The organism is Streptomyces sp. NPDC020490, from assembly GCF_044335305.1.
Classification (GTDB): domain Bacteria; phylum Actinomycetota; class Actinomycetes; order Streptomycetales; family Streptomycetaceae; genus Streptomyces.
Window position 1 is genome coordinate 116,503 of the sequence record NZ_JBIRUY010000025.1, and the last position, 26,437, is coordinate 142,939.

Consider the following 26,437-nt stretch of genomic DNA (forward strand, 5'->3'; position numbering starts at 1 on the left):
GGACGGCCAAGGCGTCGCTCCCGGCGGGAAACATACGGCCCATGCCCAAGACCTTTGCCCGGCCGGCCGTCCTGTGAGCGCCGGCGTCCTCGTCCGCCGGACCCTGCGCGGCGCGACGGCGCTGCACGCCGGCCGGCTCCGGCGGCCCAGCCCGTACCAGGTCTTCGGCGGCCTGTTCTGGCTGGTGATGACCCTGGCGTTCTGGCGGATCCCGCTGTGCTGCGACGCCGGCCAGCACGCGGCGGTCGTCGAGCGGCTGCGGGCCGACCTGCTGCACCCCGCCCACTCCATGGCGGACCTGCCGGGCACGGGCAGCCCGTACTACGGCCCGTACGCCGTCGCGCAGGGCGTGTTCGCCCGGCTGACGGGACTGTCCGGGTGGGCGGTCCTGCGGCTCGCGGGTCCGCTGCACCTGGCCGTGCTGCTGACCGGGGTCGGCCGTTTCGTGCGGGTGCTCACGCCCCGCCCGTGGGCGCCGGTGCTGGCGCTGCCCGCGATGACGCTGCTGTGGGGCACCGAGCGGATCCTGTGGAGCGGCTACCTGGGGCTGATGCCGATGACGACGAACATCAGCTATCCGTCGGCGTTCGCGATCGGGCTGACGTTCTGGGCATGGGCGCTGACCGGCCGGCGCGCCTGCGAACGGGATGCGCCGGTCCGCTACGTCGGTCCGAGCGGCCTCGGCGGCTGGTGGGGCTACGCCGGGATCGGCGCCCTGTACGGCCTGATCCTGCTGATCCACCCGGTCACGGCCGTCTCCGCGGCGACCGGCGCGGTGGCGGTCGTGGCGGCGCGGCAGCGCGACTGGCGCCGGCCGGTCGCGGCCCGGTGGGCGCTGGCGGCCGCGTCGGCGCTGGCTCTCGCCCTGGTGTGGCCGTACTACGACGTGCTGTCGCTGAGCGGCGACACGGGCATGGACGGGATGCACCGGCGGCTGTACGAGCACCTGGCGGGCAACTCGTGGCTGGCGCTGATCGGGGCGCCCGCGCTGTGGTGGCGGGCCCGGCGCTCGGCGCGTGATCCGCTGGTGCTGATGTTCGCGCTGGGGTGCCTGGTGCTGGCGTACGGCTGGGTGAGCGGGCACTACACGTACGCGAGGGCGTTGTGGGCGGCGCTGGTGCCGCTGCAGTTCGCGCTCGCGGTGGAGCTGGCGGCGCCCCGGCCGTGGGGGTCGGTGCGGAAGGTGCTGGGGGCGACGGCGGTGGTGTGGGCGTGCGTGGGGTTCTTCACCGTGCACGCCGGCGCGGTGGTGCCGCGCGCGCTGGACCCCGTGGGGTTCGAGCAGCCGCCGCGCTGGCCGACGTACGGCTGGGCGGCCCGGTACATCGGGCGCGGCGAGGTGGTGCTCACCGACGACTACACCGCCTCGCACCTCATCGCCGGGTACGGTCCGAACCTCGCCGCGCCGATCTGGCCGGACCCCGCCCTCGACGAGCGGGAGCGCAGACGCCGCGGTGCCGACGTCCGCGCCTACTTCGCCCCCGACGCGACCCGCGCCCGGCGGGCCGCCCTGGTCCGCCGCTACCACGTGCGCTGGCTGCTGCTGACGCGCGGCCGGCCGGTGCCGGCGGAGGCGGTGGTGGTGGCGCGGAGCCGGCGGACCGGGGAGGTGCTGGCGCGGGTCGGGGCGGGGACGTGAGGGCGCGGCCGTGGCCCGGCCGTCGGGCCCGGCCCCCCGGGTGTCACTCGATGACGAGGTCGACCTCGATGTTGCCGCGGGTGGCGTTGGAGTAGGGGCAGACCTGGTGGGCCTGCTCGACCAGCTTGCGGCCGGTCTCCTCGTCGAGGCCGTCGGGCAGTTCGACGCGCAGGGTCACCTGGAGGCCGAAGCCCTCGCCCTGCTTGCCGATGCCGACCTCGGCGGTGACGGCGGCGTCGGTGACGTCCACCTTGGCCTGGCGGCCGACGAGTCCGAGGGCGCTGCCGAAACAGGCGGCGTAGCCGGCGGCGAACAGCTGCTCGGGGTTGGTGCCCTGACCGTTGCCGCCCATCTCCACCGGGATCGACAGCGGAAGGTCGATCTTGCCGTCGGAGCTGACGGCGCGGCCTTCGCGGCCGTGGGTGGCGGTGGCGACGGCGGTGTAGAGCGCGTCCATGGAAGACCATCCCTCTCGAGTCACGTACCGGCGGCTCGCTGCGGCCGCCTCACGACCACAAGTAGAGCACGCAATTCAATTGTGCGCAACTAAATGGCGGGGAGAGCTATCCTCGTGAGCATGGCCACCACTCCCGCCACCGACTGGCTCCGCCTCGACCAGCAGGTCTGCTTCTCCCTGCACGCCGCCTCGCGCGCCTTCAACGGCGTCTACCGCGTGGTCCTCAAGGACCTCGGGCTCACCTACCCGCAGTACCTGGTGATGATGGTGCTGTGGGAGCACGGCGAACTGCCCGTGAAGCGGCTGGGCGAACACCTGCGCCTCGACTCCGGCACCCTGTCCCCGCTGCTCAAGCGCCTGGAGGCGGCCGGTCTCGTCGTGCGGGAGCGCAGCGCACGCGACGAGCGCTCGGTGGAGGTGCGGCTGACCGGCGAGGGGGCCGCGCTGCGCGAGCGTGCGCTGGAGGTGCCGCGCCGGATCGCGGCGTCCACCGGCCTCGACCTCGACGAGATCGGAGATCTGCGCGCCCGTCTGGACCGGCTCACCTCCGCGCTGGACTCGGCCGCGGCGCAGGGGGCGCCGGCGGAGCGCTCGTAGCCCCCTGGGCGGCGCGACGCACGTAGAGGCGGAGGGTGACTCGGCCGCGGACGTACTGGGCGCGGGGCTCGAACTGCTCGCCGACCAGCGCGAGCTTGGCGCGGTCGGTCGGGTCGCCCGGGTCGGCGGGCGCGCTCAGCACACGCGTCTCGGCGAGCACCCAGACGCGGTCCGCCGAGGCGAGGCGGTCGCGCAGCTGCTCGGGCGTCGTCTCGAGCCCGCTCAGCGTCCCGGACGCGGGCCCGGACTCCCGCAGCGCGACATCGCGGGCCCCGCTGAAGTCCTGCGGGTACGCCAGCGCCGTCAGCCGCCAGACCGACGGCACGAACAGCACCGGGTCGCCGGGGCGGATCTCACGGGCGGCGACGGCGGCGACGGCGGCGAGGTTCTCGGGACGGTGCGCGGCGGACCGGTCGTACCGGTACAGGGGCAGGTGGTGCACGAAGACGACGCCGACCGCCAGGACCCCGGCCAGGGCGACCCGCGACCGCACGGGCGCGCGCGACACGGACGTGCGCGGCGGCGCGGACGGCGGCCCGCCCGCACCCGGCGGCGCGGACGGCGGCGCGGACGGCGGCGGCGCGGGCGAGGGCGGCGCGCCTGCACCCGGCGTAGCGCCCGTGCCCGGACGCGGGGACGACGGCTGCGCCGTCGCGCGCACCGTGCGCGGTGGGTAAGCCGGAGGTGGCGGGTACGGCGCGCGCGCCGGGCGCGGCGGGTGCGCCGGGGACTGTGCATGCACCGGGGACGGCGGGTGCACCGGGGACGGATGATGCGGTCGTGGGCGCACCACGGCCCGCGCGCACCGGTCGGCGCCCGCGGCCACCAGCAGCGACGCGCCCGCCAGCGCGTACAGCACGTACCGCTCGTGGTACAGGGGCCGTACCTGGGACAGGATCATCAGGACGCCCGGCGGCACCAGGAGCAACGGACCCGCGACTGCTCCCGTCCGGCCCGCGCCCAGCCCCGCCGCCATCAGCAGCACCGCCGCCCAGAACGCCGGGCCGTGCGGGGCGACGGCGAAGTCCCGCAGCAGCTGCCCCGCCTGCTCCCACCCCGGCGCCACCAGCCACGCCACCTGGGCCGACTGCCGCCGCGACACCCACACCTGCGGCAGCAGGACCAGCCCCGCCGCACCGGCCGCGCGCCCCCAGCCGGCCCACACCCTCCCCGGCGCCCGCAGCAGCGCCAGCGTCACGGCGTGCGCGCACAGGGCCAGCACGGCCAGCTCGTGCAGCAGACAGGTCACGGCGACGACGGTCCCGTACGGCAACCACCGCGACGGCCGCGCCTCCAGCGCCCGCACCAGCAGCAGCGTCGCCGCGGCCACGCCCGCCGCGACGAGCGCGTACGAGCGTCCCTCCTGCGCGTAGTGGCCGGTCAGCGGGGTGACCGCGTACAGCAGACCGGCCCACAGCCCGACCCGCGGGCGGGCCAGCCGGACGCCGAGGGCGGCGACCAGCCCGGCCGCTGCGGCCGCCCCGCACACGGACGGCAGACGCAGCACGACCTCGTCGGGACGGACGGCCAGGACGGCGTGCATCAACAGGTAGTACAGGCCGTGCACCGCGTCCATGCCGTGCAGGAACCGCCAGATCTGCGGCACCGAGCGTTGCCCGACCAGGAAGGTGACGCCCTCGTCGCCCCATATGCCGCCGCGGTCCAGGCCCCACAGCCCGATGGCGAGCATCACGGCCGTGGGCACCGCCACCGCCCCGACGTCCGCCCGCACCCGCCACCGGCCCACCCGCTCTGCGCCCCCACTGTCCTGGCTGTCCACGCAGCCGATTGTGTGCCGCGGGCGGGCGGCTGCCGGAGATTGACGGTCCGATGGCACCCGTACGCCGGAAAGCCCGTGCGGCCCGCTCCACCCGGCGGCCTGCTTCACTGATACGCGGCACACCAGGGCAGGAACGAGGGGACGGCCGCACATGACCTGGCTGATCACCGGCGGCGCCGGTTACATCGGGGCGCACGTCGTACGGGCGATGGCCGAGGCTCGCGGCGGCGCCGTGGTCTACGACGACCTGTCGACGGGCGACGCGGCGCGCGTGCCGGAGGGCGTGCCGCTGGTCGTGGGCTCGACCCTGGACGCCGAGCGCGTGGCCCGCGCCCTCGCCGACCACGCGGTGACCGGCGTCGTCCACCTCGCCGCGAAGAAGCAGGTGGGCGAGTCGGTGGCGCGGCCCCTGCACTACTACCGGGAGAACGTCGAGGGCCTGCGCGTCCTGCTGGAGGCGGTCACGGCGGCCGGCGTCCCCTCCTTCGTCTTCTCGTCCTCCGCAGCGGTCTACGGCATGCCGGACGTGGAGCTGGTCACCGAGGACACGCCCTGCGCACCCCTGTCGCCGTACGGCGAGACCAAGCTGGCCGGGGAGTGGCTGGTGCGGGCGACGGGCCGCGCGACCGGCCTGTCCACCGCGTGCCTGCGCTACTTCAACGTGGCGGGCGCGGCCACCCCGCAGCTGGCGGACACCGGCATCCACAACCTGATCCCGATGGTGTTCGACAAGCTCACCCAGAACGCGCCGCCGCACATCTTCGGCGACGACTATCCGACCCCCGACGGCACGTGCGTCCGCGACTACATCCACGTGGTGGACGTGGCCGAGGCCCACGTGGCCGCCGCCCGCGCCCTGGCGGCGTCGCCGGGCCGCGACCTCACCCTCAACATCGGCCGCGGCGAGGGCGTCTCCGTCCGCGAGATGATCGACCGCATCAGCGCCGTCACCGGCCACGACCGCCCCCCGACGGTCACCCCGCGCCGCCCCGGCGACCCGGCCCGCGTCGTCGCCTCCGCCGCCCGCGCCGCCACCGAACTGGCCTGGAAGGCCAAGCACGACGTCCAGGACATGATCACCTCGGCCTGGGCGGGCTGGCTGCGCCTGCACCCGGAGGCGGCACGGGACTAGGGCGCGTATCGAGCCGTGATCAATTTGCGGGATGTGCCTTCGTGGCAGGGCCCGGTCCCCTAGACGGTCTTACGTGACGCGAGTACAACTGACCGATCCGGATCGGGAGTTCATCGAGTCGTACCTGCCGATCGGCGAGTACGGCCCGTACCCCGAGCGACTGCGGCAGCAGTTCGAAGGCGTGATCTGGCGGTTCAAGACGGGCGGGCAGTGGCGGGAGATGCCGACGGAGTTCGGCGCCTGGTCGACCGTCCACCACCGCTTCCGGCAGTGGCGTGACGCCGGCGTCTTCGAGGCTCTGCCGGAGGGCCTGATCACGGAAGCCGCGAAGCGGGGTGAGGTGGACCTGTCCCTGGTCAGCATCGACTCCACCACCGCCCGAGCCCACCACGACGCGGCCGGGACGTACCCCGACGAGGACGTCGTCACCGCCCTGGAGAAAGCCGCGGCCGAGGAGGAGAAGGCCAGGTCAAGGGGGGCGGCCTCGAAGAGCAAAACGGGCAAGAGGCCAGAAGTGATCCCGCGCTGGAAGAACGACGACGCATGCGGCGTCGGCGGAATCTCCGGCTGAAGGCCGCCCTCCTCGGACGTTCCAGAGGCGGGCAGACCAGCAGGGTCCACCTCGCCGCCGACCGCAAGTGCCGCCCGCTGACGTCCAACCTGACCACAGGCCAGGCGGCGGACAGCCCGCAGTTCATCGCCGTCCTGAAGAAGGTACGGGTACGCGGGCCCGTCGGCCGAGCCCGCGTCCGGCCGGACGCGGTCGCCGGGGACAAGGCGTACTCGTCCCGCGGAAACCGCGCCCACCTGCGTAAACGCCGTATCAAAGCGGTCATCCCGGAGAAGAAGGACCACGCCGCCAACCGGAAGAAGAAGGGCTCCAGAGATGGCCGACCCGTCAGCCACGACGCCGATCTCCACAAGGAGCGGAACACCGTCGAACGGCTGATCAGCAAGCTCAAAGCATGGCGAGGCATCGCCACCCGATACGACAAGACCCCCGACAGCTACCTCGCCGGTCTCCACCTGCGCGCCTCGATGATCTGGATCAAGGACCTCACCAGGACCACCCGGTGATCACGACTCGATATGCCCCTGGGCGACGCGCTGAGGTGCCGGACGCCAAGGGCGGGCAGGAGTTGAGTCAACGGTCAACCAGCCGTGGACGCGGGGCCTCACCCGTGGATTCCGCGTCGGTGTCGTCGGTGCCGACCGGGCCGCGGGGAAGCATCCGGTCCAGCCACTGCGGCAGCCACCAGTTGGTCCGGCCGAGGAGTGTCATGGTCGCCGGTACCAGCACCATGCGTACGACCGTGGCGTCGATGAAGATCGCGGTGGCCAGGCCGAGCCCGAACATTTTGGTGGAGGGGTCCTCGGCGACGGCGAAGGACAGGAAGACCGCCACCATGATGAGGGCGGCCGACGTGATGATCCGGGCGGTGCCGGAGACGCCCTCCACGATCGCCTTGCTGTTGTCGCCGGTGCGCGCGTACTCCTCACGGACGCGCGCGAGGAGGAACACCTCGTAGTCCATCGACAGGCCGAACAGGATGGCGAAGAGGAACATCGGGATGAATGACACGACCGGAACCGTAGCTTCCAGTCCGATGAGTGCGCCTCCCCAGCCCCACTGGAAGACCGCGACCATGATGCCGTAGGCCGCGCCGATGCTCAGCAGGTTCAGCAGTACCGCCTTGAGCGGTACGACGACCGAGCGGAAGACCGGCATCAGGAGAAGGAACGAGAGCGCCAGCACGGCGGCGATGAACACCGGCAGGCGCTGGCTGGTGCGTTGGCCCACGTCGGACAGGCTCGCGGCGGCGCCGCCGACGTGGGCCCTGGCCGGGCCCTCCCCGATCGCCGTGGGCAGCACCTCGGTGCGCAGCCGGGCGATGGTGTCGGCCGTGGCCTTGTCCTGAGGGCTGGTGGTCGGGAACACCACGAGGGTCGCGATGCCGGTGGCCCGATCGATGTGTGTCGGCGCGACGGATGCGATGCCCGGATCCGCCGCGACCGTGGTGACGAGACGGTCCACCACTCCCCGGTCGCCGGAGGGGTCCGCGGCGATGACGAGGGGACCGTTGGTGCCCGGGCCGAACCCCTCGGCGACGAGGTCGTAGGCGCGGCGTTCAGTACGGCTCTGCGGCAGTGAGCCGTCGTCGGGCAGGCCGACGCGCAGGCCGAGCACGGGCAGCGTCGCCGTCAGCAGCAGCCCCGCCGCGCCGACCGCGTACGGCACCGGGTGCCGGCTGACGTGGCCGATCCAGCGCCCCCACCCGGCGGCGGAGGCGGTGCCCGCCGCCGTGTCCCGCCGTCGGTCGATTCGGCCCGACCGCCTGGCCCGAAGAGCCCGGACGATCCAGCCGGCCCGGCCCAGCCGCGGGCCGGCCGCGCCGAGGAAGGCCGGCAGTAGCGTCACCGACGCGAGCACCATGGTCAGGACGACGATCGAGACTGCCAGACCGCCCACCGTCATGAACGGCACGTTCGCGACCGCCATGCCGAGGATCGATACGACGACGGTGCCTCCGGCGAAGACCACGGGCCGCCCCGCCGTGGCCACCGCCCGTCCGGCTGCCTCGTGTGGATCGAGGCCGCGCGCGAGGTACTCCCGGTGTCTGGCGAGCACGAACAGCGCGTAGTCGATGCCCACTCCGAGCCCGACCATGCTGCCCAGGACCGGTGCGAAGGTGGGGACGTCCGTCACCCCCGCCAGTGCCGTCATCGTGGCAACGCCGACGGTCAGCCCGAAGACCGCCATGCCGATCGGGAGCGCGGCGGCGACGAGCGAACCGAACGCCAGGAACAGGATCGCGGCGGCGGCAAGGATCCCGATCAACTCGCTTGCGCCGCCGTCGGGGTCGGAGAAGGCGTAGAAGAGGCTCCCGCCCATCTCGATCCGCAGGGGCAGCTCGGCGCGCAGCCGGTCGCCGAGACCGACGAGGGCGTCGAGGTCCTCGGCCGACAGTCGGCTCTGGTCGGGGTACTGCACCCGGACGACCGCGATCCGTCCGTCGGCCGAGACAAGTCCGCCGCGCACGGCGGTGTCCCGGCCTGCGTCGAGCGCCCGCGCCGGGTCGCTCGTGCCGAGCACGTGCGGCAGCCGCTTCACTTCGGTCTGCAGCCGCGTGAGAGCGGTGCGCGCGCTGTCGCTGGCGAAGAAGGTCGCACCGCCGTCGCGGGGGGTGACGACGACCTGGGCAGTCATCCCTTCCTGCCCCGTGCCGGCCCGCTCGATCAGTTCCGCGGCCCGTTGGGAGTCCAGTCCCGGAGCGGTCATCGAATCCGCGGTCCGCCCGCCGAAGGCGAGGGCGGCGAGGACGGCGAGCACGGCGGCGAGCAGCCATGCCGCGATCACCCGCCAGGGACGGCGGGCGGCGCTTGTGCCCAGGCGCAACAGGGCTTTCGAGAGCATCGGGTCCTCCACCCACGTCGTCGGCCGTCGTTGTACGGCCGCCGATGCCGAGGTTCGTCGCCTCGGCGCTCTGCGGCATCGGCTCGCGGGCCGCGGATCCGTCGGCCTCAAGTCGGAGTGACGCCCCGTCCTTTCGGCCGATGCGCGGCACTGCGCGGTCCCTAGGCTGGGAACCGTGCTGCGAGACGACCTGCGAACCCTGTGGACCGAGCCCCGGCCGCCCGACGCACCCGCCCGGGTGCGGAGGGACTGGGTGCTGCTCGCCGCGGGCCTGGGCGCTGTGGTGCTGGAGGCCACGCTGCGCGAGGACGTCGTGTGGCGGCCGGTGGCGGTGGTGTTCACGGTATGGCTGTGCCTGCTGCCCCTGTGGCGCCGGACCCGCCCGCTGGCGATGGTCACGCTGGGGTTCGGCTCGGTGCTCCTGCTCCAGGTGGCCTCGCTTGTCGCCGCGCCGCGCGAGCCCGTCGGCCTGCACACCGGCGCCGTCGTGCTCGTGCTGGTGTACGCGCTGCCCCGGTGGGGATCGGGACGGGAGATCGTACTGGGCAGCGCGGTGATCCTCGCGGCCTTCGCACTGTGCGTCACGGACGAGACCCCGGCCGTCGAACGGTTCGCGGGCCTTGTCTTCCTGATGCTGCCCGGCCTGATCGGGGCTGCCGTGCGGTTCCGGGTGGCCGCTCGCGAGCGGGAGTGGGAGCAGGTACGCTCCCGCGAGCGTGAGCAGCTCGCCCGGGAACTGCACGACACGGTGGCCCACCACGTCTCGGCCATAGTGATCCGCGCCCAGGCGGGCCGCGTGCTCGCGGGCACCGACCCGTCCACCGCCGTCGAGGCGCTGGAGGGGGTCGAGGAGGAAGGGGCGCGCACGCTCGAGGAAATGCGAGCCATGGTCGCCGCGCTGCGCGACCGCGGGGTCGGCGCCGAGCTGGCGCCACCTGCCGGCGTGGCGGACCTGGAGCGCCTGGTGCGCGCGCCGGGTGGTCGTCTCAGGGTCGACCTGGGGCTCGACGGCGAGCTGGACTCGCTGCCCCCGGCCGTGGACGCGGCCGTCTACCGCATCGTGCAGGAGTCGGTGACCAACGCGATGCGCCATGCGGTCTGCGCCACCGAGGTCGTCGTCCGGGTGACCGCGGAACGGCGCACGGTACGGGTGAGTGTGCGCGACAACGGTCAACGCACCGGCCGAGTTCGCGACGGATACGGACTTGCCGGACTGCGTGAGCGCGCGGCTCTGCTCGGCGGCACACTGCAAGCCGGCCCAGGCGCCAACGAGGGCTGGCATGTCGAAGCCGAGCTGCCGAGAGCGAGGAGGCAGAGCGATGGCCATTCGCGTCCTCGTCGCTGACGACCAGACCATCATCCGCACCGGGCTGCGCATCATGCTGAACGCCCAGCCCGGCATCGAGGTGGTCGGCGAGGCCGCCGACGGACATGAGGCGGTACGCCTGGCCCGCGAAATCCGCCCCGATGTCTGCCTGTTCGACATCCGCATGCCCGTACTCGACGGGCTCGAGGCCACCCGGCTGATCGCCGGCCCGGGCGTCGCCGACCCGCTGGCCGTGGTCGTCATCACCACGTTCGACCTCGACGAGTACGTCTACGGCTCACTGCGTGCCGGCGCCCGAGGGTTCCTCCTCAAGGACACGGGACCGGACCTTCTGGCGCAGGCCGTACGGTCGGCGTCCGACGGTGAGGCGCTCATCGCGCCCAGCGTCACCGTCCGTCTGCTCCAGGTTTTCTCGGACCTGCCCGCCGGCCGGCCCGCGGCCCAGCCGGTCTCCCCCGTCACCGCCCGCGAGGAGCAGGTGCTCCTCGCCGTCGCCCGCGGGCTGACCAACACCGAGATCGCCGATGCACTGCACATCAGCCTCAGCACGGTGAAGACGCATCTGGCAAGCCTGATGGCCAAACTCGGCGCCCGCAACCGGGTCGAGATCGCAATGTGGGCCTACGAAACGCGCCGTATCCTCCCCGGAACCTGAGCCGGGTGCCGGGCCATGTCCCATGAGTCCCCGCCCGGACATCAGTGCACCGGTCGGCTCACGTCGGCTCCACGTGCTGCACCTGCCCCAGAGCGTGACGTACCGGTGATCACGACTCGATACGCGCCCCAGGGGTCAGCCGGCGGCCCCGCACAGCCCGCCGCTCACAGGGCCTTGAGGGCCTGCGCGGTGGCTCGGGCGAGGGCGTCCAGGTATCCCTTCGGCAGTCTGGGGCCGCGGATGACCACCGAGCGCCAGTAGAGGGGGCCCGAGATCAGGTCGAGCGCCAGGTCCTCGTCGAAGTCCGGGCACATCTCGCCCCGCCGCTCCGCCGCCAGGACGATCTTGCTGGCGACGCCCTCCTGCCCCTCGCGCAGCGCCTTCTGCATCGCCTCGGCGATGTCGGGGTTGCGGGCCGCCTCCGCCTGGAGGTCGGGGATGATCTGCGAGGCCACGGGGTGGCGCAGGGCGCGGGAGGTGACCTCGTACAGCAGGCGCAGGTCGCCCTCCAGGGTGCCGGTGTCGGGCACCGGCAGTCCCTGCACCGCGAGCGCCGAGACGACGTCGAGCACCAGGTGCAGCTTGGAGCGCCAGCGGCGGTACACGGCCGTCTTGCCGACGCCCGCGCGGCGCGCGATCCCCTCGATGGACATCCGCGCGTAGCCGACGGCCGCGAGCTCCTCGAAGACGGCCGCCCGGATGGCTTCCGTCACGTCCTCCCGGAGCACGGCCGCTCCGGCGGGGGCCCGGCGGCGCGTCCCCGTCCGGGGTTCGTCGGCGTTCGTCGTCATGCGACCAGCATAGGGCGTTGCGACGATACGGTCCCGTCCCCACGCACCACGTCACGACGATACGTACCCGTCCTCACGTAGGACGTGACGACGAAACGGTTGCGTCCCGACGCCCACTCGGCCTACGCTCACGTTGCGACGATACGGTCCCGTCCCGACGTAAGAGAACGTGAAGAGAAGCGTAAGGAAACGCCGGGTGACGGGACACGGCGTCCGCGGCACCACCGCACGGCAACCCCCGGCGCAACCCCCCTCCCCCCGAGCGAAAGCAGCGGATGTGAGCCAGGTCCTCCACACACCGCCCCCGACGTCGGCCCCCGCCGACGGCGACCTCGCGGCCCTCGCCGCCCGCCACGGCCTCTCGGTCAGCGGCGCCCGCCCCTCGCTGCCCGACTACGTCCGCCGGCTGTGGGCCCGGCGCCACTTCATCGCCGCCTTCTCGACCGCCAAGCTCACCTCCCAGTACAGCCAGGCGAAGCTGGGCCAGGTCTGGCAGGTGATGACCCCGCTGCTGAACGCGGCGGTCTACTACCTGATCTTCGGCATCCTGCTGGGCACGAAGCGGGGCGTGCCGGACTACGTCCCGTTCCTGGTGACCGGCGTGTTCGTCTGGACCTTCACGCAGAGCTCGATCCTGTCGGGCACCCGCGCGATCTCCGGCAACCTCGGCCTCGTCCGCGCGCTGCACTTCCCGCGGGCCGCGCTGCCGATCTCCTTCTGCCTGCAGCAGCTCCAGCAGCTGCTGTTCTCGATGTGCGCCCTGGTGGTCATCCTGCTGTTCTTCGGCGTGCCGGTCGCCGCCTCCTGGGTGCTCGCGGTCCCGGCGCTGCTGCTGCAGTTCACGTTCAACGCCGGTATGGCGATGATCATGGCCCGGATGGGGGCGAAGACTCCGGACATCGCGCAGCTGATGCCGTTCGTCCTGCGCACCTGGATGTACGTCTCGGGCGTCATGTGGAGCATCGACAAGCTGACCAGCCGCGACCACATGCCGCACGCGGTGACCGTCGCGCTGCAGGCCAACCCGGCCGCCGTCTACATCGACCTGATGCGCTTCGCCCTGATCGACAGCTTCCACGCCGGCCAGCTGCCGCCGCACGTGTGGCTGATCGCGCTGGGCTGGGCCCTGCTCGCCGGGGTCGGCGGCTTCATCTACTTCTGGAAGGCTGAGGAGACCTACGGCCGTGGCTGAGCACCTCGTCAAGACCGTCCCCACCGTCGTGGCCGACGGCGTCGACATCGTCTACCGCGTCAACGGCACCGGCGCCGGACGCGGCTCCGCGACCGCCGCCCTCAACCGCATGCTGCGCCGCAAGCAGACCGAGAAGGCGTCCGGCGTGCGCAAGGTGCACGCGGTCAAGAACGTGTCCTTCGTCGCCTACCGCGGCGAGGCGATCGGCCTGATCGGCACCAACGGCTCCGGCAAGTCGACCCTGCTCAAGGCCGTCGCCGGCCTGCTCCCGGTGGAGAACGGCCGCATCTTCACCGACGGCCAGCCCTCCCTCCTCGGCGTCAACGCGGCGCTGATGAACGACCTGACCGGCGAGCGCAACGTCTTCCTCGGCGGTCTCGCCATGGGCATGTCCCGCGAGCAGGTCAAGGAGCGCTACCAGGAGATCGTCGACTTCTCCGGCATCAACGACAAGGGCGACTTCATCACCCTGCCGATGCGCACCTACTCCTCCGGCATGGCGGCCCGGCTGCGCTTCTCCATCGCCGCCGCCAAGGACCACGACGTGCTGCTCATCGACGAGGCCCTGGCCACCGGCGACGCGGCCTTCCGCAAGCGTTCCGAGGCGCGGATCCGCGCGCTGCGCGAGCAGGCGGGCACCGTCTTCCTGGTCAGCCACAACAACAAGTCCATCCGCGACACCTGCGACCGCGTGCTGTGGCTGGAGCGCGGCGAGCTGCGCATGGACGGCCCGACCGAGGACGTCATGAAGGAGTACGAGGCCTTCACCGGCGACAAGAGCGACAGGACGGCGGCGAAGAAGGCCAAGCCCAGGCCGAAGGCGCCGCAGACCACCGTGCCGGCCTGACCTGCCCCGGCACGCCGAAGCGCCCCCGGACCGCTGTGACACCGCGGTCCGGGGGCGCTTCGGCGTGTGCGCCGCCTACGAGTGCGTGCGCAGCAGGGTCCGCATCGTGCGCATCGCCACCGACAGGTTGGCGAGGTCGAACGTCTCCGAGCCGCGGATCTCCTCCAGCGTGGCGCGCGCCCGTCCCAGGATCGCCGCGTTCTTCTCCTCCCAGGCCACGAAGCGCTGCTCGGGAGTCGAGGTGCCGTTGCCGACGGCGAGCACGTCCGCGGTCAGCGACGCGTGGGCCGCGTACAGGTCCTCACGGATGGACGCGCGGGCCATGGACTGCCAGCGGTCGGCGCGCGGCAGCTCGATGATGCGGTCCATCAGCCGGGTGATGTGCAGACGGTCGGCGAGGTCGTAGTACACGTCGGCGACGTCCAGCGGCTCCTTGCCCATGCGGTCGGCCACCGAGACGATGTCGAGCGCCGGGAAGGCGGAGGAGAACCCGGCCACGCGGGTGGCCAGTTCGTCCGGGACGCCGGCGCCGGTCAGCTCGTCGTAGATCTGCTGCCACCAGTCCAGGTCCACGCCGCGCAGCAGCTTCGGCAGCTGCTGCCACACCTGCTCGACGCGCTCGGCGAAGAAGTCGACCGTCTCGGCGAGCTGCAGCGGCTGCGGCCGGTTGTTCAGCAGCCAGCGCGTGCCGCGCTCGACCAGACGGCGCGAGTGCAGGCGGATACGGGTCTGGACGTCCGCCTCGACCCGGTTGTCCAGGGACTCCACCGCGTCCCACACCGGCGCCGAGCGGAAGATCGCGCGGGCCACGGTCTGCGCCCGGACGATCTCCTCCAGGGAGGCCCCGGTCTCCTCGCGCAGCCGGTGCAGATACGTCGTACCGCCCGTGTTGACCGTGTCGTTGACCAGCACGGTGGTGGTGATCTCGCGGCGCAGCGGGTGACCGTCGATGCGGTCGGTGAACTGCTCGCGCAGCGCGGTCGGGAAGTAGGCGTGCAGCAGCCCGCGCAGGTAGGGGTCGTCCGGCAGCGAGGTGTGCAGCAGCTCCTCGGCGACCGTGATCTTCGTGTACGCCAGCAGCACGGCGGTCTCCGGACCGGTCAGGCCCTGCCCCGAGCCGAGGCGTTCACGGATCTGCCGGTCGGTCGGCAGGAACTCCAGCGCCCGGTCGAGGTGACCCTCGCGCACCAGGTGCCGCATGAAGCGCTGCTGGGCGTGGAGCATGTCCTTGGACTGGGCGAGCGCGTTGGCGATGGCCGTGTTCTGCGCGTAGTTGTTGCGCAGGACCAGGCCGCCGACCTCGTCGGTCATCTGGGCGAGCAGCTTGTTGCGCTGCTTGACGGTCATGTCGCCGTCCGTGACCAGGCCGTTGAGCAGGATCTTGATGTTCACCTCGTGGTCGGAGGTGTCCACGCCCGCGCTGTTGTCGATGGCGTCGGTGTTGATCTTGCCGCCGTGCAGGGCGAACTCGATCCGGCCGAGCTGGGTCAGGCCCAGGTTGCCGCCCTCGCCGACGACCTTGACCTGGAGGTCGGCGCCGTCCACCCGGATCGCGTCGTTGGCCTTGTCGCCGACGTCGGCGTGGGTCTCGGTGGACGCCTTGACGTACGTGCCGATGCCGCCGTTCCACAGCAGGTCCACCGGCGCCTTGAGGATGGCCTTCATCAGGTCGGCCGGGGTCATCTTGGTGACCTTGCCCTCGATGCCGAGGGCCTCGCGGATGTGGCCGCCGATCGGGATGGCCTTGGCGGTGCGCGGGAACACGCCGCCGCCGGCGGAGATGAGCGCGGTGTCGTAGTCGGCCCAGCTGGAGCGCGGCAGCTCGAAGAGGCGGCGGCGTTCGGCGTAGGAGGTGGCCGCGTCCGGCTCGGGGTCGATGAAGATGTGCCGGTGGTCGAAGGCGGCCACCAGGCGGATGTGCTCGCTCAGCAGCATGCCGTTGCCGAACACGTCGCCGGACATGTCGCCGATGCCGACGACCGTGAAGTCCTCGGTCTGCGTGTCGACGCCGAGCTCGCGGAAGTGCCGCTTGACCGACTCCCAGGCGCCGCGGGCCGTGATGCCCATGCCCTTGTGGTCATAGCCCGCGGAGCCGCCGGAGGCGAAGGCGTCGCCGAGCCAGAAGTCGTACGACTGCGCGACCTCGTTGGCGATGTCCGAGAACGTCGCGGTGCCCTTGTCCGCCGCGACCACCAGGTAGGTGTCGTCCTCGTCGTGCCGGACGACGTCCTGCGGCGGGACCACCTCTCCGGCGACCATGTTGTCGGTGATGTCGAGCAGCGCCGAGATGAAGGTCTTGTAGCTGGCGATGCCCTCGGCCAGCCACGCGTCCCGGTCGACGCCCGGGTCGGGCAGCTGCTTGGCGACGAAGCCGCCCTTGGCGCCGACGGGCACGATGACGGTGTTCTTCACCATCTGCGCCTTGACCAGGCCGAGGATCTCGGTGCGGAAGTCCTCACGCCGGTCGGACCAGCGCAGACCGCCTCGGGCGACCTTGCCGAAGCGCAGGTGAACGCCCTCGACGCGCGGCGAGTACACCCAGATCTCGAACGCCGGGCGCGGTGCCGGCAGGTCGGGGATCGCCTGCGGGTCGAACTTCATGGAGACGTAGTCGTGCGGCTTGCCGCCGGTCGCCTGCTGGAAGAAGTTCGTCCTGAGGGTCGCCTTGATGACGGTCAGGAAGGACCGCAGGATGCGGTCCTCGTCGAGGCTGGCGACCTGGTCGAGGGCGGCATCGACCTCCTCCAGGAGGGCGTCGACGATCTCGAGCCCGGCGCGCTGCCGGTCCGGCGACATCCGCGCCTCGAACAGGGAGACCAGCAGCCGGGTGGTGTGGACGTTGTTGCGGAGGGTGTCCTCCATGTAGTCCTGGCTGAAGGTGGAACCGGCCTGCCGCAGGTACTTCGCGTACGCCCGCAGCACCATCGCCTGCCGCCAGGTCAGGCCGGCGCTCAGCACGAGGGCGTTGAAGCCGTCGTTCTCCGCCCGGCCGGTCCAGGCGGCGGCGAAGGCCTCCTGGAAGCGCCCGCGGGCGTCGTCGCCGAGGTAGTCGCCGCCGCCGGCCTGTGCCTTGGGCATGCGCAGGCCGAAGTCGTAGATCCACGCGACACTCCGGTCGGAGCAGCGCAGTTCGTACGGCCGCTCGTCGATCACCTCGACGCCGAGCTGGCTGAGCACCGGCAGCACGGCGGACAGGGAGATGGCGCCGCCCTTGCGGTAGATCTTGAACCGGCGCTCGTCGGGGGCGGCGCCCACCGGCTCGTAGAGGCTGAGCGCGAAGTCCTTGCCGCCCTTGTCGTGCGAGTCGCTGAGCTGCTCGATGTTGACCAGGTCGGCGACCGCGGCGCGCGGGGTGTGGTCGGCCTTGTAGCCCTCGGGGAAGGCGTTGTGGTAGCGGCGCAGCAGCTCGGCCGCCCGCTCCTCGCCCAGCTCGGCGGTGAGCGCCTCGGCGAAGCCGTCGGCCCAGGAGCGGGCGGCCTCGACCAGGCGGGCCTCGATGCGCTCCCGGTCGGCGTCGGACAGCTCCGGCAGCTCGGTGCCCGGCGGGACGCGGACGACGAAGTGCAGCCGGGACAGGATCGACTCGGTGTTCCAGGCGGTGAAGTCGACGCTGATGCCGCCCAGCTCCTCCTTGAGGATGTCGATGATGCGCAGGCGCACGCCGGTGGTGTAGCGGTCGCGGGGGAGGTAGACGAGGGCGGAGTAGTAGCGGCCGTACTCGTCCTGGCGCAGGTACAGGCGCAGCCGCCGGCGCTCCTGCAGGTACAGCACGGAGGTGACGATGGCCTGCAGCTCGTCGGCCGGGGTCTGGAACAGCTCGTCGCGCGGGTACGTCTCCAGGATCTGCAGCAGGTCGCGGCCGTCATGGCTGTTGGGCGAGAAACCGGCGCGCTGCAGGACATCCTCGACCTTGCGGCGGATGACCGGGACCCGGCGCACCGACTCCGTGTACGCGGCGGAGGAGAACAGTCCCAGGAAGCGGCGCTCGCCGATCACGTTGCCGTCCGCGTCGAACTTCTTGACGCCGATGTAGTCCAGGTACGACGGCCGGTGCACGGTGGCGCGGCTGTTGGCCTTGGTGAGGACCAGCAGCTTGTGCTCGCGGGCCTTGGCGCGCGCGTCGGCGGGCAGCCGCTCGAAGGACGGGCTGACCGGGTGCTCGTCGTCGCCGGAGTGGTGCGGGTCGGATCGCAGTATGCCGAGTCCGGTGCCGGGCACGGCGGCCAGCGAGTCGTCCTCGCGCAGCTGGTACTCGCGGTAGCCGAGGAAGGTGAAGTGGTCGGTGGCCAGCCAGCGCAGCAGCTCGCGGGCCTCCTCGACCTGCGATGCGGGCAGGTCGCCGGGGACCGGCTCGTCCGGCATCCCGTCGGCGATGCGGATCGCGCAGTCCCGCATCTTCTCCCAGTCCTCGACGGCCTCACGGACGTCGGACAGCACGCGCAGCAGGTCGGCGGTGATCTGCTTGAGGTCGGAGCGGTCGGTCTCGCGGTCGATCTCGACGTGGATCCAGGACTCGGTGTGCGCGTCGTGCGGCAGGGGCTCCTTCGGCGGCGTGGTGAGCACCTCGATGAGCTTGCCGGTGACGTCGCGGCGGACGACGAACTGCGGGTGGATCACCACGTGGATGCCGCGGTTCTGCCGGGTGAGCTCGTTGGTGACGGAGTCGACGAGGAAGGGCATGTCGTCGGTGACCACCTCGACGACGGAGTGGCTGCAGGTCCAGCCGTTCTCCTCGACGGTCGGGGTGTGCACCCGCACGCTGGCCGTGCCCTGGGGGCGGTTCTCGGCCAGCCGGTAGTGCGAGAAGGCGGCCCCGAAGACGTCGACCGGGTCACGGTCGGCGAGGTCCTCCGGGGCGGTGTGCAGGTAGTAGCGCTGGAGGAACGCGAGCACGGTCTCACTGTCCGGGGTGCCCGGAGCGCCCTGTTCCGTCGTCCCGGTCGGTAGGTGCCCCCCGACCGGGCTGTTCTCAGCTACCCGAGCGGCCCTCTCCAGCAGCTCGGCCTTTGCTTCGTCCAGCTTGGTCTGCATTGTCCTCTGGCTCCTGTCGCGCGCCGTTGCGTGACGTAGAAGGAAGTACGGTCTCTTCCCAAGTGACGTGACGCCGCGACGCGGGGTGTCCGGTCTGCTCCGACGCTATGCCGCAAGGTGAGATGAGCGGGGGGATATGAGTCAATGTTGAGGTTCCCGACGGGTGTGACGCTGCTCTCTGCCGCGTCGCTTCCCGGGATGTGCGCGGCGCCCTGGGGACCGTCGCACCCCCGTCCCGCCCGCGCGGACCAGCGGGCGCCGCCCGGCCACGGATGTCGTCCGTGGGCACCGGGCGCAGGGCAGGGGCGACGTTGCCCCCGCGAGCTATCGCGCTGATCACGCCACCAGGCTATCGCTCATCACAGGGGGGTCGTCATGAGCCGTATGTGTACAAAACCTGGGGTGGAAGTTTGACGTTCTGCACAGGGCGAAGGCGGCCGAGACGGCGTATTCCACGCAATCATGCGTGCCCCCTTGGCAATCGTGCCCGTCGGGGGCAGGTTGCCGACATGACAGCCAAAATCCTGATCGTCACCGGAGACGCGGCGGAGTCCCTGGAAGTCCTGTACCCCTACCAGCGGCTGCGCGAGGAGGGCTACGAGGTCCACATCGCGGCCCCCACCCGCAAGAAGCTGCAGTTCGTCGTCCACGACTTCGAGCCCGGCTTCGACACCTACACCGAGAAGCCCGGGTACACCTGGCCCGCCGACCTCGCCTTCGCCGACGTCGAGCCCGGCCAGTACGCGGCCCTGGTCATCCCGGGCGGGCGGGCTCCGGAGTACCTGCGCAACGATCCCGAACTGCGCAAGATCCTCAAGTCGTTCTTCGACGCGGACAAGCCCGTCGCGCAGATCTGCCACGGTCCCCTGCTGACCGCGGCGGTGGACGGCCTGCGGGGCCGGCGCGTCACGGCGTACCCCGCGCTGGAGCCGGACATGCAGGCCGCCGGTGCCTCCTTCCAGGACGCCGAGGCGGTCGTCGACGGCACGCTGGTCTCCTCGCGTGCGTGGCCGGACCACTCCGCCTGGATGCGGGAGTTCCTCACGGTGCTGCGCGCGAAGGCACCGGTGACCTGATCCCGCCGCCGCACGCGCGTGCGTGGGTGCGGCGGGGCGTACGTGCGTGGGTGCGTACGTGCGTGGGTGCGTACGTGCGTGGGTGCGTACGTGCGTGGGTGCGTACGTGCGTGGGTGCGTACGTGTACGTGCGACGGGTGCGGGGTGGCCGGAACGGCGCGTCCGCCGCCGGGGCGCGGCGGGCCGAATGCGCGGGCACGCGTGCCGGGGCGCGGGGTGTCGGAGACGCGACGCCTCCGCCCGGACGCGGCACTCACGCCGGACGCCGCAGGCCCGCCGGACGCGGCACTCACCCCGGACGCTGCAGGCTCGCCGGACGCCGCAGGCCCGCCAGGCACGGCGCGCCCGGCGGGCCTGCCGTGTTCCTGCCGCGCCGCTGCGCGGCCGGCGGGCTCACGCCGCCAGCCGCTCCGCCTCCGCGACCGCCTCGGCCAGCGTGTCGACCACCGGCGCACCCGCCGCCTCAAGGCTGGTCCGGCCGTGCGAGCCGCCGGTGTAGAGCACGGCCTGCGCTCCCACGTGCCGCGCGGCCAGCGCGTCGTCGGCGGCGTCCCCGATCACCACCGTGCGCGCGGGGTCCACACCGGTGAGCGAGGCGAGGTGGCGCACCATGTGCTCGGCCTTGCTGCCCCCGGACGGACCGGTCCGCCCGTCCACCCGTATGAAGTGCGCCTCGATCCCGAATCCCCTGACCAGCGGGACGAGTTCGTCGTGCACGTACATGCTGAGCAGGGACTGGCTGCGGCCCGCCGACCGCCACCCGGTGAGCAGGTCCACCACGCCCTCGGTGAGGCCGCAGCGCACCCGGTGCTCGGCGTAGTACCGGTGGAAGACCTCGTCCATGACCTCCCACTCGGCGTCGGTCGGCAGCCGCCCCATCAGCCGCTCGTAGAACTTCGGCACCGGCACGCAGTACAGCTCGCGGTACTGCTCGATCGTGATCGGCTCGAGGCCCAGCTCGGCGAACGCCGCGTTCGTCGCGCCGATGATCGCGTCGTTGTCGTGGAACAGCGTGCCGTTCCAGTCCCAGACGATGTGCGCCCCAGTCTGCTTCCCCATGCAGAAAACCTACCCGCCGCCACTGACAGTCAAGGGGCGAGCTCAGCCGAGGCCCACCAGGTTGGGGATCTCCTGCGTGGCGTACCACAGCAGTTCGTGGTCCTCGGCCCCGTCCACCACGAACTGCGCGTCGTCGTCCCCGTCGTCCGCCGCCGGCAACGCCTGGGCCGCGGCGGCCACGTCCGTCTCCGCGTCGTCGGCGTCGACGTGCACCGACGCCGCCTTCGCCAGCGGAACGGCGCGGGCGACCCGCACCTCGCCGAGCGCCGCCGGGTCGAGTCCCCGGTCGGGGTCGGCGGAGGCGGTGCCGTCGGGCACGTCGACGGCCACCACGACCCGGCGCCGCGGCGCCGCCGGCTCGGCCGCGAGCAGGCGCAGTGAGGCGAGCGCGGCGCGGTTCAGCGCCGCGTACTCCAGTTCCTCGATGTCGTCGGAGAGGTACCACTCACGCAGCGCCGGCGTGACGGCGTAGGCGGCGAGGGGCGCGGTCCCCAGCTCGCCCGTCCTGTACGCCTCGGCGAGACCGGGGAGGGTGAGAGGGACGTAGACGCGCATGGGCGGCCGCTTCTTTCGTGGTCGGTGGCTCGTGCTCCGCTGGAGTCCCCGAGGGCGCACCCGCGTCCCCGGAGGGCCTTCAGGATACGTGCGGCGGTCCCCTTTCGAGTTCCCCCGCAGCCGCCCACGGGCGTCCACTCCCGTCCCGGAATTCACCCGCTCCGCCCCCGTGGCGACGGGCCCGGGCAGCCCCCGGTCACCCTGATAGGTGAACTTTCCCGCCGCCTCGACGCGTGGTCCGGGTTCCTTGCCCCAGCCGTCCCCGGAGCCGTACAAGAGCCCCACCGCCAAGTTACCTCCCGGTATCGCCCGGGCCCGTGGAACGGGGAGACACATGCACAAGGTCATGACCAGGGCACAGCACCGCCCGGGCGCCCGCCCGCCGGGCCGCCACGACTCCCGCCGCCCGGGTGGCGCCCCGCCCCGGGCGCCGGGCGGCGGTCCGGCCCGCACCGCGCCCGGGGACGGCCGCCCGCCCGGAGCGCGCGGCAGCGGTCCCGCCGCGGCCGGCGGACCGGCCGACGCCCGCCCCGCGCCGGGGCCCGGCAGGACCACGGGCGGCACCGCGTCCCGCGCCCGCGCCGGCACCCCTGGTACGGCCCCGGCCCCGGCCCTCGCACCGGCGGCCCCGCCCCGCCCCACGGACGTCTTCGCCGACCGTCTCCTCGCCGTCCTGAGCGGACAGCGGCCGGTCCACTGGATGCTCCGGCACACCGCGGGCCGCGCCTACGACGAACTGGCCCGGCTCGCCGAGCGCGGCCCGCTGCGCACCCGCCGCGCCCGGCCCGTCGTCCGCGACATCGGCTACTTCGTGCCCCGCCCGGGCGCCATCGAGGCCTTCGCCCGCATCGGCGCCGGGGACCAGCTGCGGGCCCTGGCCTTCCGCCTGGAACAGGGTCCCGACCTGCGCTGGCGCTGCACGGCGGTGGAAATGGGCGGCCCGCGACCGGCGCGGGCCGCCGCCGCTGACCGCTGACCGCTGACCGCCGACCGCCGATGGCTGACGGCTGACCGACAACCGCTGACGGCACACGCCGAGTGCCCCTGCCCGCACACGCCGAAGGGCCGGGCCACCCCAAAAGGTGACCCGGCCCTCCGAACCGCTACGGCGCCGCGGGAACCGTCACTTCTTGCGGCGACGGCCGCCCCGGGCCTGCTTGCGCCGCTCCGCGCGCGTGAGGCCGTCGGCCTCGGAGCGCACGGGCTCGTCGTCGCCGGCGAAGTCGCCCTCGATGGTGCCGCCCTCGCCGTCCACCGTGGGCGCGGAGAAGTGCAGGTTGCGGCGCTGCGGGGCGTCCAGACCCTTGGCCCGGATCTCCGGGCGCCCGCCGGTCTGCGCCGGCACCGCGTCCTGCTTCTGCATGTCGACCGGCGCCGCGTCCTCGACCGGGACCTCCTCGACCTGCTGCTCGACCTGGACCTCCAGGTTGAACAGGTAGCCGACGGACTCCTCCTTGATGCCCTCCATCATGGCCTGGAACATGTCGAAGCCCTCGCGCTGGTACTCGACCAGGGGGTCCTTCTGCGCCATCGCGCGCAGGCCGATGCCCTCCTGGAGGTAGTCCATCTCGTAGAGGTGCTCGCGCCACTTGCGGTCCAGCACCGACAGCACGACCCGGCGCTCCAGCTCGCGCATGATCTCGGAGCCGAGCTGCCCCTCGCGTGCCTCGTACTGCTCGTGGATGTCGTCCTTGATGGACTCGGAGATGAACTCCGCGGTCAGGCCCGCCCGGTCGCCGGCCGCCTCCTCGAGCTCCTCCACGGTGACCTTCACCGGGTAGAGCTGCTTGAACGCGCCCCACAGCCGGTCCAGGTCCCAGTCCTCCGGGAAGCCCTCGGCGGTCTCCGCGGCGATGTAGGCGTCGATCGTGTCGTCCATGAAGTGCTGCACCTGCTCGTGCAGGTCCTCGCCCTCCAGGACGCGGCGCCGCTCGCCGTAGATGACCTCGCGCTGGCGGTTGAGGACCTCGTCGTACTTCAGGACGTTCTTACGGGTCTCGAAGTTCTGCTGCTCCACCTGCGACTGCGCGGACGCGATCGCGCGCGTGACCATCTTGTTCTCGATCGGCACGTCGTCCGGCACGTTGGCCATGGACATCACGCGCTCAACCATCTGGGCCTTGAACAGGCGCATCAGGTCGTCACCCAGCGACAGGTAGAAGCGGGACTCGCCCGGGTCGCCCTGACGGCCGGAACGACCGCGCAGCTGGTTGTCGATACGGCGCGACTCGTGCCGCTCGGTGCCGAGCACGTACAGACCGCCGAGCGACTCGACCTCTTCCTTCTCGGCCTTGACGGCCGCCTCGGCGCGCTCCAGGGCGGCCGGCAGCGCCGCGGCCCACTCCTCGATGTGCTCCTCGGGGTCGAGGCCGCGCTGGCGCAGCTCCGCCTCGGCGAGGTCCTCGGGGTTGCCGCCGAGCTTGATGTCCGTACCACGGCCGGCCATGTTGGTGGCGACCGTCACGGCGCCCTTGCGGCCGGCCTGCGCCACGATCTGCGCCTCACGCTCGTGGTGCTTGGCGTTCAGCACCTCGTGCTGGATGCCGCGCTTGCTGAGCTGCTGCGAGAGGTACTCCGACTTCTCGACGGACGTCGTGCCGACGAGGATCGGCTGGCCCTTCTCGTGCTTCTCCGCGATGTCGTCGACGACCGCCTCGAACTTGGCGACCTCGGTGCGGTAGATCAGGTCCGACTGGTCCTTGCGGATCATCGGCTTGTTGGTCGGGATCGGGACCACGCCGAGCTTGTAGATCTGGTGGAACTCGGCGGCCTCGGTCATCGCCGTACCGGTCATGCCGGAGAGCTTGTCGTAGAGGCGGAAGAAGTTCTGCAGGGTGATCGTGGCGAGCGTCTGGTTCTCGTCCTTGATGTCCACCCCTTCCTTCGCCTCGATCGCCTGGTGCATGCCCTCGTTGTAACGGCGGCCGGCGAGGATACGGCCGGTGTGCTCGTCGACGATCATGACCTCGCCGTCGATGACGACGTAGTCCTTGTCCTTCTTGAACAGTTCCTTGGCCTTGATGGCGTTGTTCAGGTAGCCCACCAGCGGCGTGTTCACCGACTCGTACAGGTTGTCGATGCCCAGCCAGTCCTCGACCTTGCTGACGCCGGACTCGTGGATCGCGACCGTGCGCTTCTTCTCGTCGACGTCGTAGTCGCCGGTCTCCTCGAGGCCCTTGAGCGGGTTGCCGGCCTCGCCCTTCTTCAGCCGCGTGACCAGCTTGGCGAAGTCGCCGTACCACTTGGTGGCCTGGTCGGCCGGGCCGGAGATGATCAGCGGCGTACGGGCCTCGTCGACGAGGATGGAGTCGACCTCGTCGACGATGGCGAAGTTGTGGCCGCGCTGGACGAGCTCGTCCTTGGCCCACGCCATGTTGTCACGCAGGTAGTCGAAACCGAACTCGTTGTTCGTGCCGTAGGTGATGTCGCACAGGTACTGCTCGCGGCGCTGGGCCGGCGTCATGTTGGCGAGGATGCAACCGACCGTCAGGCCCAGGAACTTGTGGACGCGGCCCATCATCTCGGAGTCGCGCTCGGCCAGGTAGTCGTTGACCGTGATGAGGTGGACGCCGTCACCCGAGAGGGCGTTCAGATACGCGGGCAGCGTGCCGACCAGGGTCTTGCCCTCACCGGTCTTCATCTCGGCGACGTAGCCGAGGTGCAGGGCCGCGCCGCCCATCAGCTGCACGTCGTAGTGCCGCTGGCCGAGGACCCGCTTGGCGGCCTCGCGGACCGTGGCGAACGCCTCGGGCAGCAGGTCGTCGAGGCTCTCGCCGTCGGCGTACCGCTGCTTGTACTCATCGGTGAGGGCCCGCAGCTCGGCGTCGGAGAGGTCGACGAAGTCCTCTTCGATGGAGTTGACCTGGTCCGCGATGCGGTGCAGCTTGCGCAGGATCTTGCCTTCGCCTGCACGCATGATCTTCGAGAGGACGGACACGGGGGTTGGTCTCCTTGCCGGTCGGGCCTGGGACGGTCGGTTTCCATTGACTTACTGAGCAACGGCCATCGTATGCGAGGACACGGCCGGGCCGGGAGGCCTGCCACCACGACGACCGGCCGCCGCTCGACGCACTGATTCAAATCTTCTTCAAAGGGGACAACGGCCGGGCCTCGCGGATGGTGCCGCGCCATGCCGAAGAATTGCGCGAATTGTGATCGCCCGCTCACGGATGGAAATGGATGGCGTCCTCGCCGGCCGCGCCGCAGAATCGGCCGATGGAACCCGTGACGCTCACGACGCCCCGACTCCTCCTGCGCACCGTCGGCCCGCAGGACGCCGACGCCGTGTACGACGCGGCGCAGGACCCGGACATCCAGCGCTGGACCACCGTCCCCTCCCCCTACCTGCCCGAGCACGCGCGAAGCTTCACCCGGCAGGTGGCACCCGACGGCTGGGCGAACGGCTCCATGTTCACCTTCGGCGCCTTCCTGCCCGACGGCGCCCTGGCCGGCATGGTCGGCATCACGATGCGCTCCATGGGCGTGGGCGAGGTCGGTTTCTGGGCCGCCAAGGAGCACCGCGGCAACGGCTACGTCACCGAAGCCGTCCTCGCCGCCTCCCGCTGGGCCTTCACCCGCCTGTCGGTCGACCGGGTGGAATGGCGGGCGGAGGTCGGCAACACCGCCTCCCTGGCGGTGGCGCGGCGCGCGGGCTTCACCATCGAGGGCACCCTGCGTTCCGCCGTCGACAACAAGGGGGTGCGACGCGACTGCTGGGTGGGCTCCCTGCTCCCGTCGGACCTGGGCCTGCCGTCCACCGCCCCCTATGTTCCGGCGCCGTCCTAGCTAGCCTGCGCGTTTCACTTGGGGGCGTGTCCGGATCATGAGCGGCAAAGCGAAAGTGCCTTCTGACCTGGGACGATAGGGCTTGTCTAAGGCTTCTGT

The 26,437-nt window shown here is 71.9% G+C and carries 18 protein-coding genes and 1 pseudogene; 11 read left to right on the forward strand and 8 right to left on the reverse strand.

The genetic code is table 11. The annotated features are described in order from the left end of the window. Window positions 1–73: 73 nt before the first annotated feature. Window positions 74–1,639: a hypothetical protein gene (locus ACH4ZX_RS25115; RefSeq protein WP_398276771.1), complete on the forward strand. Its 1,566-nt coding sequence runs from the start codon at window positions 74–76 to the stop codon at window positions 1,637–1,639. Between the two features lie 43 nt (window positions 1,640–1,682). On the opposite strand, the gene ACH4ZX_RS25120 is transcribed toward ACH4ZX_RS25115, so the two are convergent. Continuing rightward, window positions 1,683–2,096, reverse strand: a complete 414-nt coding sequence (locus ACH4ZX_RS25120; protein WP_398276774.1) for an organic hydroperoxide resistance protein — start codon at window positions 2,094–2,096, stop codon at window positions 1,683–1,685. Between the two features lie 120 nt (window positions 2,097–2,216). On the opposite strand from ACH4ZX_RS25120, the gene ACH4ZX_RS25125 reads away from it, so the two are divergent. Beyond that, window positions 2,217–2,693: a MarR family winged helix-turn-helix transcriptional regulator gene (locus ACH4ZX_RS25125; protein ID WP_398276777.1), complete on the forward strand. Its 477-nt coding sequence runs from the start codon at window positions 2,217–2,219 to the stop codon at window positions 2,691–2,693. Here the strand turns inward: ACH4ZX_RS25125 and ACH4ZX_RS25130 are convergent. Continuing rightward, window positions 2,638–4,383 (reverse strand): glycosyltransferase family 39 protein, encoded by a 1,746-nt coding sequence (locus ACH4ZX_RS25130; protein ID WP_398276829.1) that lies wholly within the window; start codon window positions 4,381–4,383, stop codon window positions 2,638–2,640. The two genes, ACH4ZX_RS25125 and ACH4ZX_RS25130, sit on opposite strands and share 56 nt — an antisense overlap. Window positions 4,384–4,624: 241 nt before the next feature. On the opposite strand from ACH4ZX_RS25130, the gene galE reads away from it, so the two are divergent. Beyond that, entirely contained in the window at window positions 4,625–5,605 is a 981-nt protein-coding gene (gene galE / locus ACH4ZX_RS25135) for a UDP-glucose 4-epimerase GalE (protein ID WP_398276780.1), read from the forward strand. A 73-nt stretch (window positions 5,606–5,678) separates the two neighbouring features. Next, a pseudogene (locus tag ACH4ZX_RS25140) lies at window positions 5,679–6,682 on the forward strand (IS5 family transposase). Window positions 6,683–6,749: 67 nt separating this feature from the next. Here ACH4ZX_RS25140 and ACH4ZX_RS25145 read toward each other — a convergent pair. Continuing rightward, complete coding sequence (locus tag ACH4ZX_RS25145; RefSeq protein WP_398276783.1) at window positions 6,750–9,020, reverse strand: MMPL family transporter; 2,271 nt, start codon at window positions 9,018–9,020, stop codon at window positions 6,750–6,752. Between the two features lie 175 nt (window positions 9,021–9,195). Between ACH4ZX_RS25145 and ACH4ZX_RS25150 the strand changes: the two genes are divergently transcribed. Together ACH4ZX_RS25150 and ACH4ZX_RS25155 are read left to right on the forward strand one after the other, a co-directional pair. Continuing rightward, window positions 9,196–10,365: a sensor histidine kinase gene (locus tag ACH4ZX_RS25150; protein WP_398276786.1), complete on the forward strand. Its 1,170-nt coding sequence runs from the start codon at window positions 9,196–9,198 to the stop codon at window positions 10,363–10,365. Next, window positions 10,340–11,002 carry a response regulator gene (locus ACH4ZX_RS25155; RefSeq protein WP_398276789.1) on the forward strand — a complete coding sequence of 221 codons (663 nt, stop codon included), beginning with the start codon at window positions 10,340–10,342 and terminating at the stop codon, window positions 11,000–11,002. Before ACH4ZX_RS25150 ends, ACH4ZX_RS25155 begins: the two co-directional genes overlap by 26 nt. Before the next feature lie 164 nt (window positions 11,003–11,166). Here the strand turns inward: ACH4ZX_RS25155 and ACH4ZX_RS25160 are convergent, their stop codons facing one another. Next, a complete protein-coding gene (locus ACH4ZX_RS25160) occupies window positions 11,167–11,793 on the reverse strand; it encodes a TetR/AcrR family transcriptional regulator (protein ID WP_398276792.1) in 627 nt (208 codons plus the stop codon). Window positions 11,794–12,070: 277 nt separating this feature from the next. Here ACH4ZX_RS25160 and ACH4ZX_RS25165 point away from each other — a divergent pair, with 277 nt between their 5' ends. After that, the gene (locus tag ACH4ZX_RS25165) at window positions 12,071–12,985 is read left to right on the forward strand and encodes an ABC transporter permease (RefSeq protein WP_398276795.1); all 915 of its coding nucleotides are present in this window, start codon (window positions 12,071–12,073) and stop codon (window positions 12,983–12,985) included. Then, window positions 12,978–13,832 (forward strand): ABC transporter ATP-binding protein, encoded by an 855-nt coding sequence (locus ACH4ZX_RS25170; RefSeq protein WP_398276798.1) that lies wholly within the window; start codon window positions 12,978–12,980, stop codon window positions 13,830–13,832. The genes ACH4ZX_RS25165 and ACH4ZX_RS25170 overlap by 8 nt, the downstream gene beginning before the upstream one ends. A 75-nt stretch (window positions 13,833–13,907) precedes the next feature. On the opposite strand, the gene ACH4ZX_RS25175 is transcribed toward ACH4ZX_RS25170, so the two are convergent. Then, window positions 13,908–18,863, reverse strand: a complete 4,956-nt coding sequence (locus ACH4ZX_RS25175) for an NAD-glutamate dehydrogenase (protein WP_398276801.1) — start codon at window positions 18,861–18,863, stop codon at window positions 13,908–13,910. A gap of 509 nt (window positions 18,864–19,372) precedes the next feature. Here ACH4ZX_RS25175 and ACH4ZX_RS25180 point away from each other — a divergent pair. Next, entirely contained in the window at window positions 19,373–19,939 is a 567-nt protein-coding gene (locus tag ACH4ZX_RS25180) for a DJ-1/PfpI family protein (protein WP_351885949.1), read from the forward strand. 393 nt (window positions 19,940–20,332) lie between these two features. Here the strand turns inward: ACH4ZX_RS25180 and ACH4ZX_RS25185 are convergent, their stop codons facing one another. Both ACH4ZX_RS25185 and ACH4ZX_RS25190 read right to left on the reverse strand, forming a co-directional pair. Further along, window positions 20,333–20,998, reverse strand: a complete 666-nt coding sequence (locus tag ACH4ZX_RS25185; protein WP_398276803.1) for an HAD family hydrolase — start codon at window positions 20,996–20,998, stop codon at window positions 20,333–20,335. Window positions 20,999–21,040: 42 nt separating this feature from the next. Next, window positions 21,041–21,553 (reverse strand): DUF6912 family protein, encoded by a 513-nt coding sequence (locus tag ACH4ZX_RS25190; RefSeq protein ID WP_398276805.1) that lies wholly within the window; start codon window positions 21,551–21,553, stop codon window positions 21,041–21,043. Between the two features lie 334 nt (window positions 21,554–21,887). Here ACH4ZX_RS25190 and ACH4ZX_RS25195 point away from each other — a divergent pair, with 334 nt between their 5' ends. Then, entirely contained in the window at window positions 21,888–22,529 is a 642-nt protein-coding gene (locus ACH4ZX_RS25195) for an Rv3235 family protein (RefSeq protein WP_398276807.1), read from the forward strand. Between the two features lie 147 nt (window positions 22,530–22,676). Here the strand turns inward: ACH4ZX_RS25195 and secA are convergent, their stop codons facing one another. Continuing rightward, complete coding sequence (gene secA, locus ACH4ZX_RS25200) at window positions 22,677–25,490, reverse strand: preprotein translocase subunit SecA (RefSeq protein ID WP_398276809.1); 2,814 nt, start codon at window positions 25,488–25,490, stop codon at window positions 22,677–22,679. A gap of 278 nt (window positions 25,491–25,768) precedes the next feature. Between secA and ACH4ZX_RS25205 the strand changes: the two genes are divergently transcribed. After that, window positions 25,769–26,338 carry a GNAT family N-acetyltransferase gene (locus tag ACH4ZX_RS25205; RefSeq protein WP_398276811.1) on the forward strand — a complete coding sequence of 190 codons (570 nt, stop codon included), beginning with the start codon at window positions 25,769–25,771 and terminating at the stop codon, window positions 26,336–26,338. Window positions 26,339–26,437 lie beyond the last annotated feature (99 nt).

Coding starts and splice junctions, on each gene's coding strand:
- ACH4ZX_RS25120 (WP_398276774.1), bottom strand. CDS start 2,096: ATGGACGCGCTCTACACCGCCGTCGCCACCGCCACCCACGGCCGCGAA.
- ACH4ZX_RS25125 (WP_398276777.1), top strand. CDS start 2,217: ATGGCCACCACTCCCGCCACCGACTGGCTCCGCCTCGACCAGCAGGTC.
- ACH4ZX_RS25130 (WP_398276829.1), bottom strand. CDS start 4,383: ATGCTCGCCATCGGGCTGTGGGGCCTGGACCGCGGCGGCATATGGGGC.
- galE (WP_398276780.1), top strand. CDS start 4,625: ATGACCTGGCTGATCACCGGCGGCGCCGGTTACATCGGGGCGCACGTC.
- ACH4ZX_RS25145 (WP_398276783.1), bottom strand. CDS start 9,020: ATGCTCTCGAAAGCCCTGTTGCGCCTGGGCACAAGCGCCGCCCGCCGT.
- ACH4ZX_RS25155 (WP_398276789.1), top strand. CDS start 10,340: ATGGCCATTCGCGTCCTCGTCGCTGACGACCAGACCATCATCCGCACC.
- ACH4ZX_RS25160 (WP_398276792.1), bottom strand. CDS start 11,793: ATGACGACGAACGCCGACGAACCCCGGACGGGGACGCGCCGCCGGGCC.
- ACH4ZX_RS25175 (WP_398276801.1), bottom strand. CDS start 18,863: ATGCAGACCAAGCTGGACGAAGCAAAGGCCGAGCTGCTGGAGAGGGCC.
- ACH4ZX_RS25180 (WP_351885949.1), top strand. CDS start 19,373: ATGACAGCCAAAATCCTGATCGTCACCGGAGACGCGGCGGAGTCCCTG.
- ACH4ZX_RS25185 (WP_398276803.1), bottom strand. CDS start 20,998: ATGGGGAAGCAGACTGGGGCGCACATCGTCTGGGACTGGAACGGCACG.
- ACH4ZX_RS25190 (WP_398276805.1), bottom strand. CDS start 21,553: ATGCGCGTCTACGTCCCTCTCACCCTCCCCGGTCTCGCCGAGGCGTAC.
- ACH4ZX_RS25195 (WP_398276807.1), top strand. CDS start 21,888: ATGCACAAGGTCATGACCAGGGCACAGCACCGCCCGGGCGCCCGCCCG.
- ACH4ZX_RS25205 (WP_398276811.1), top strand. CDS start 25,769: ATGGAACCCGTGACGCTCACGACGCCCCGACTCCTCCTGCGCACCGTC.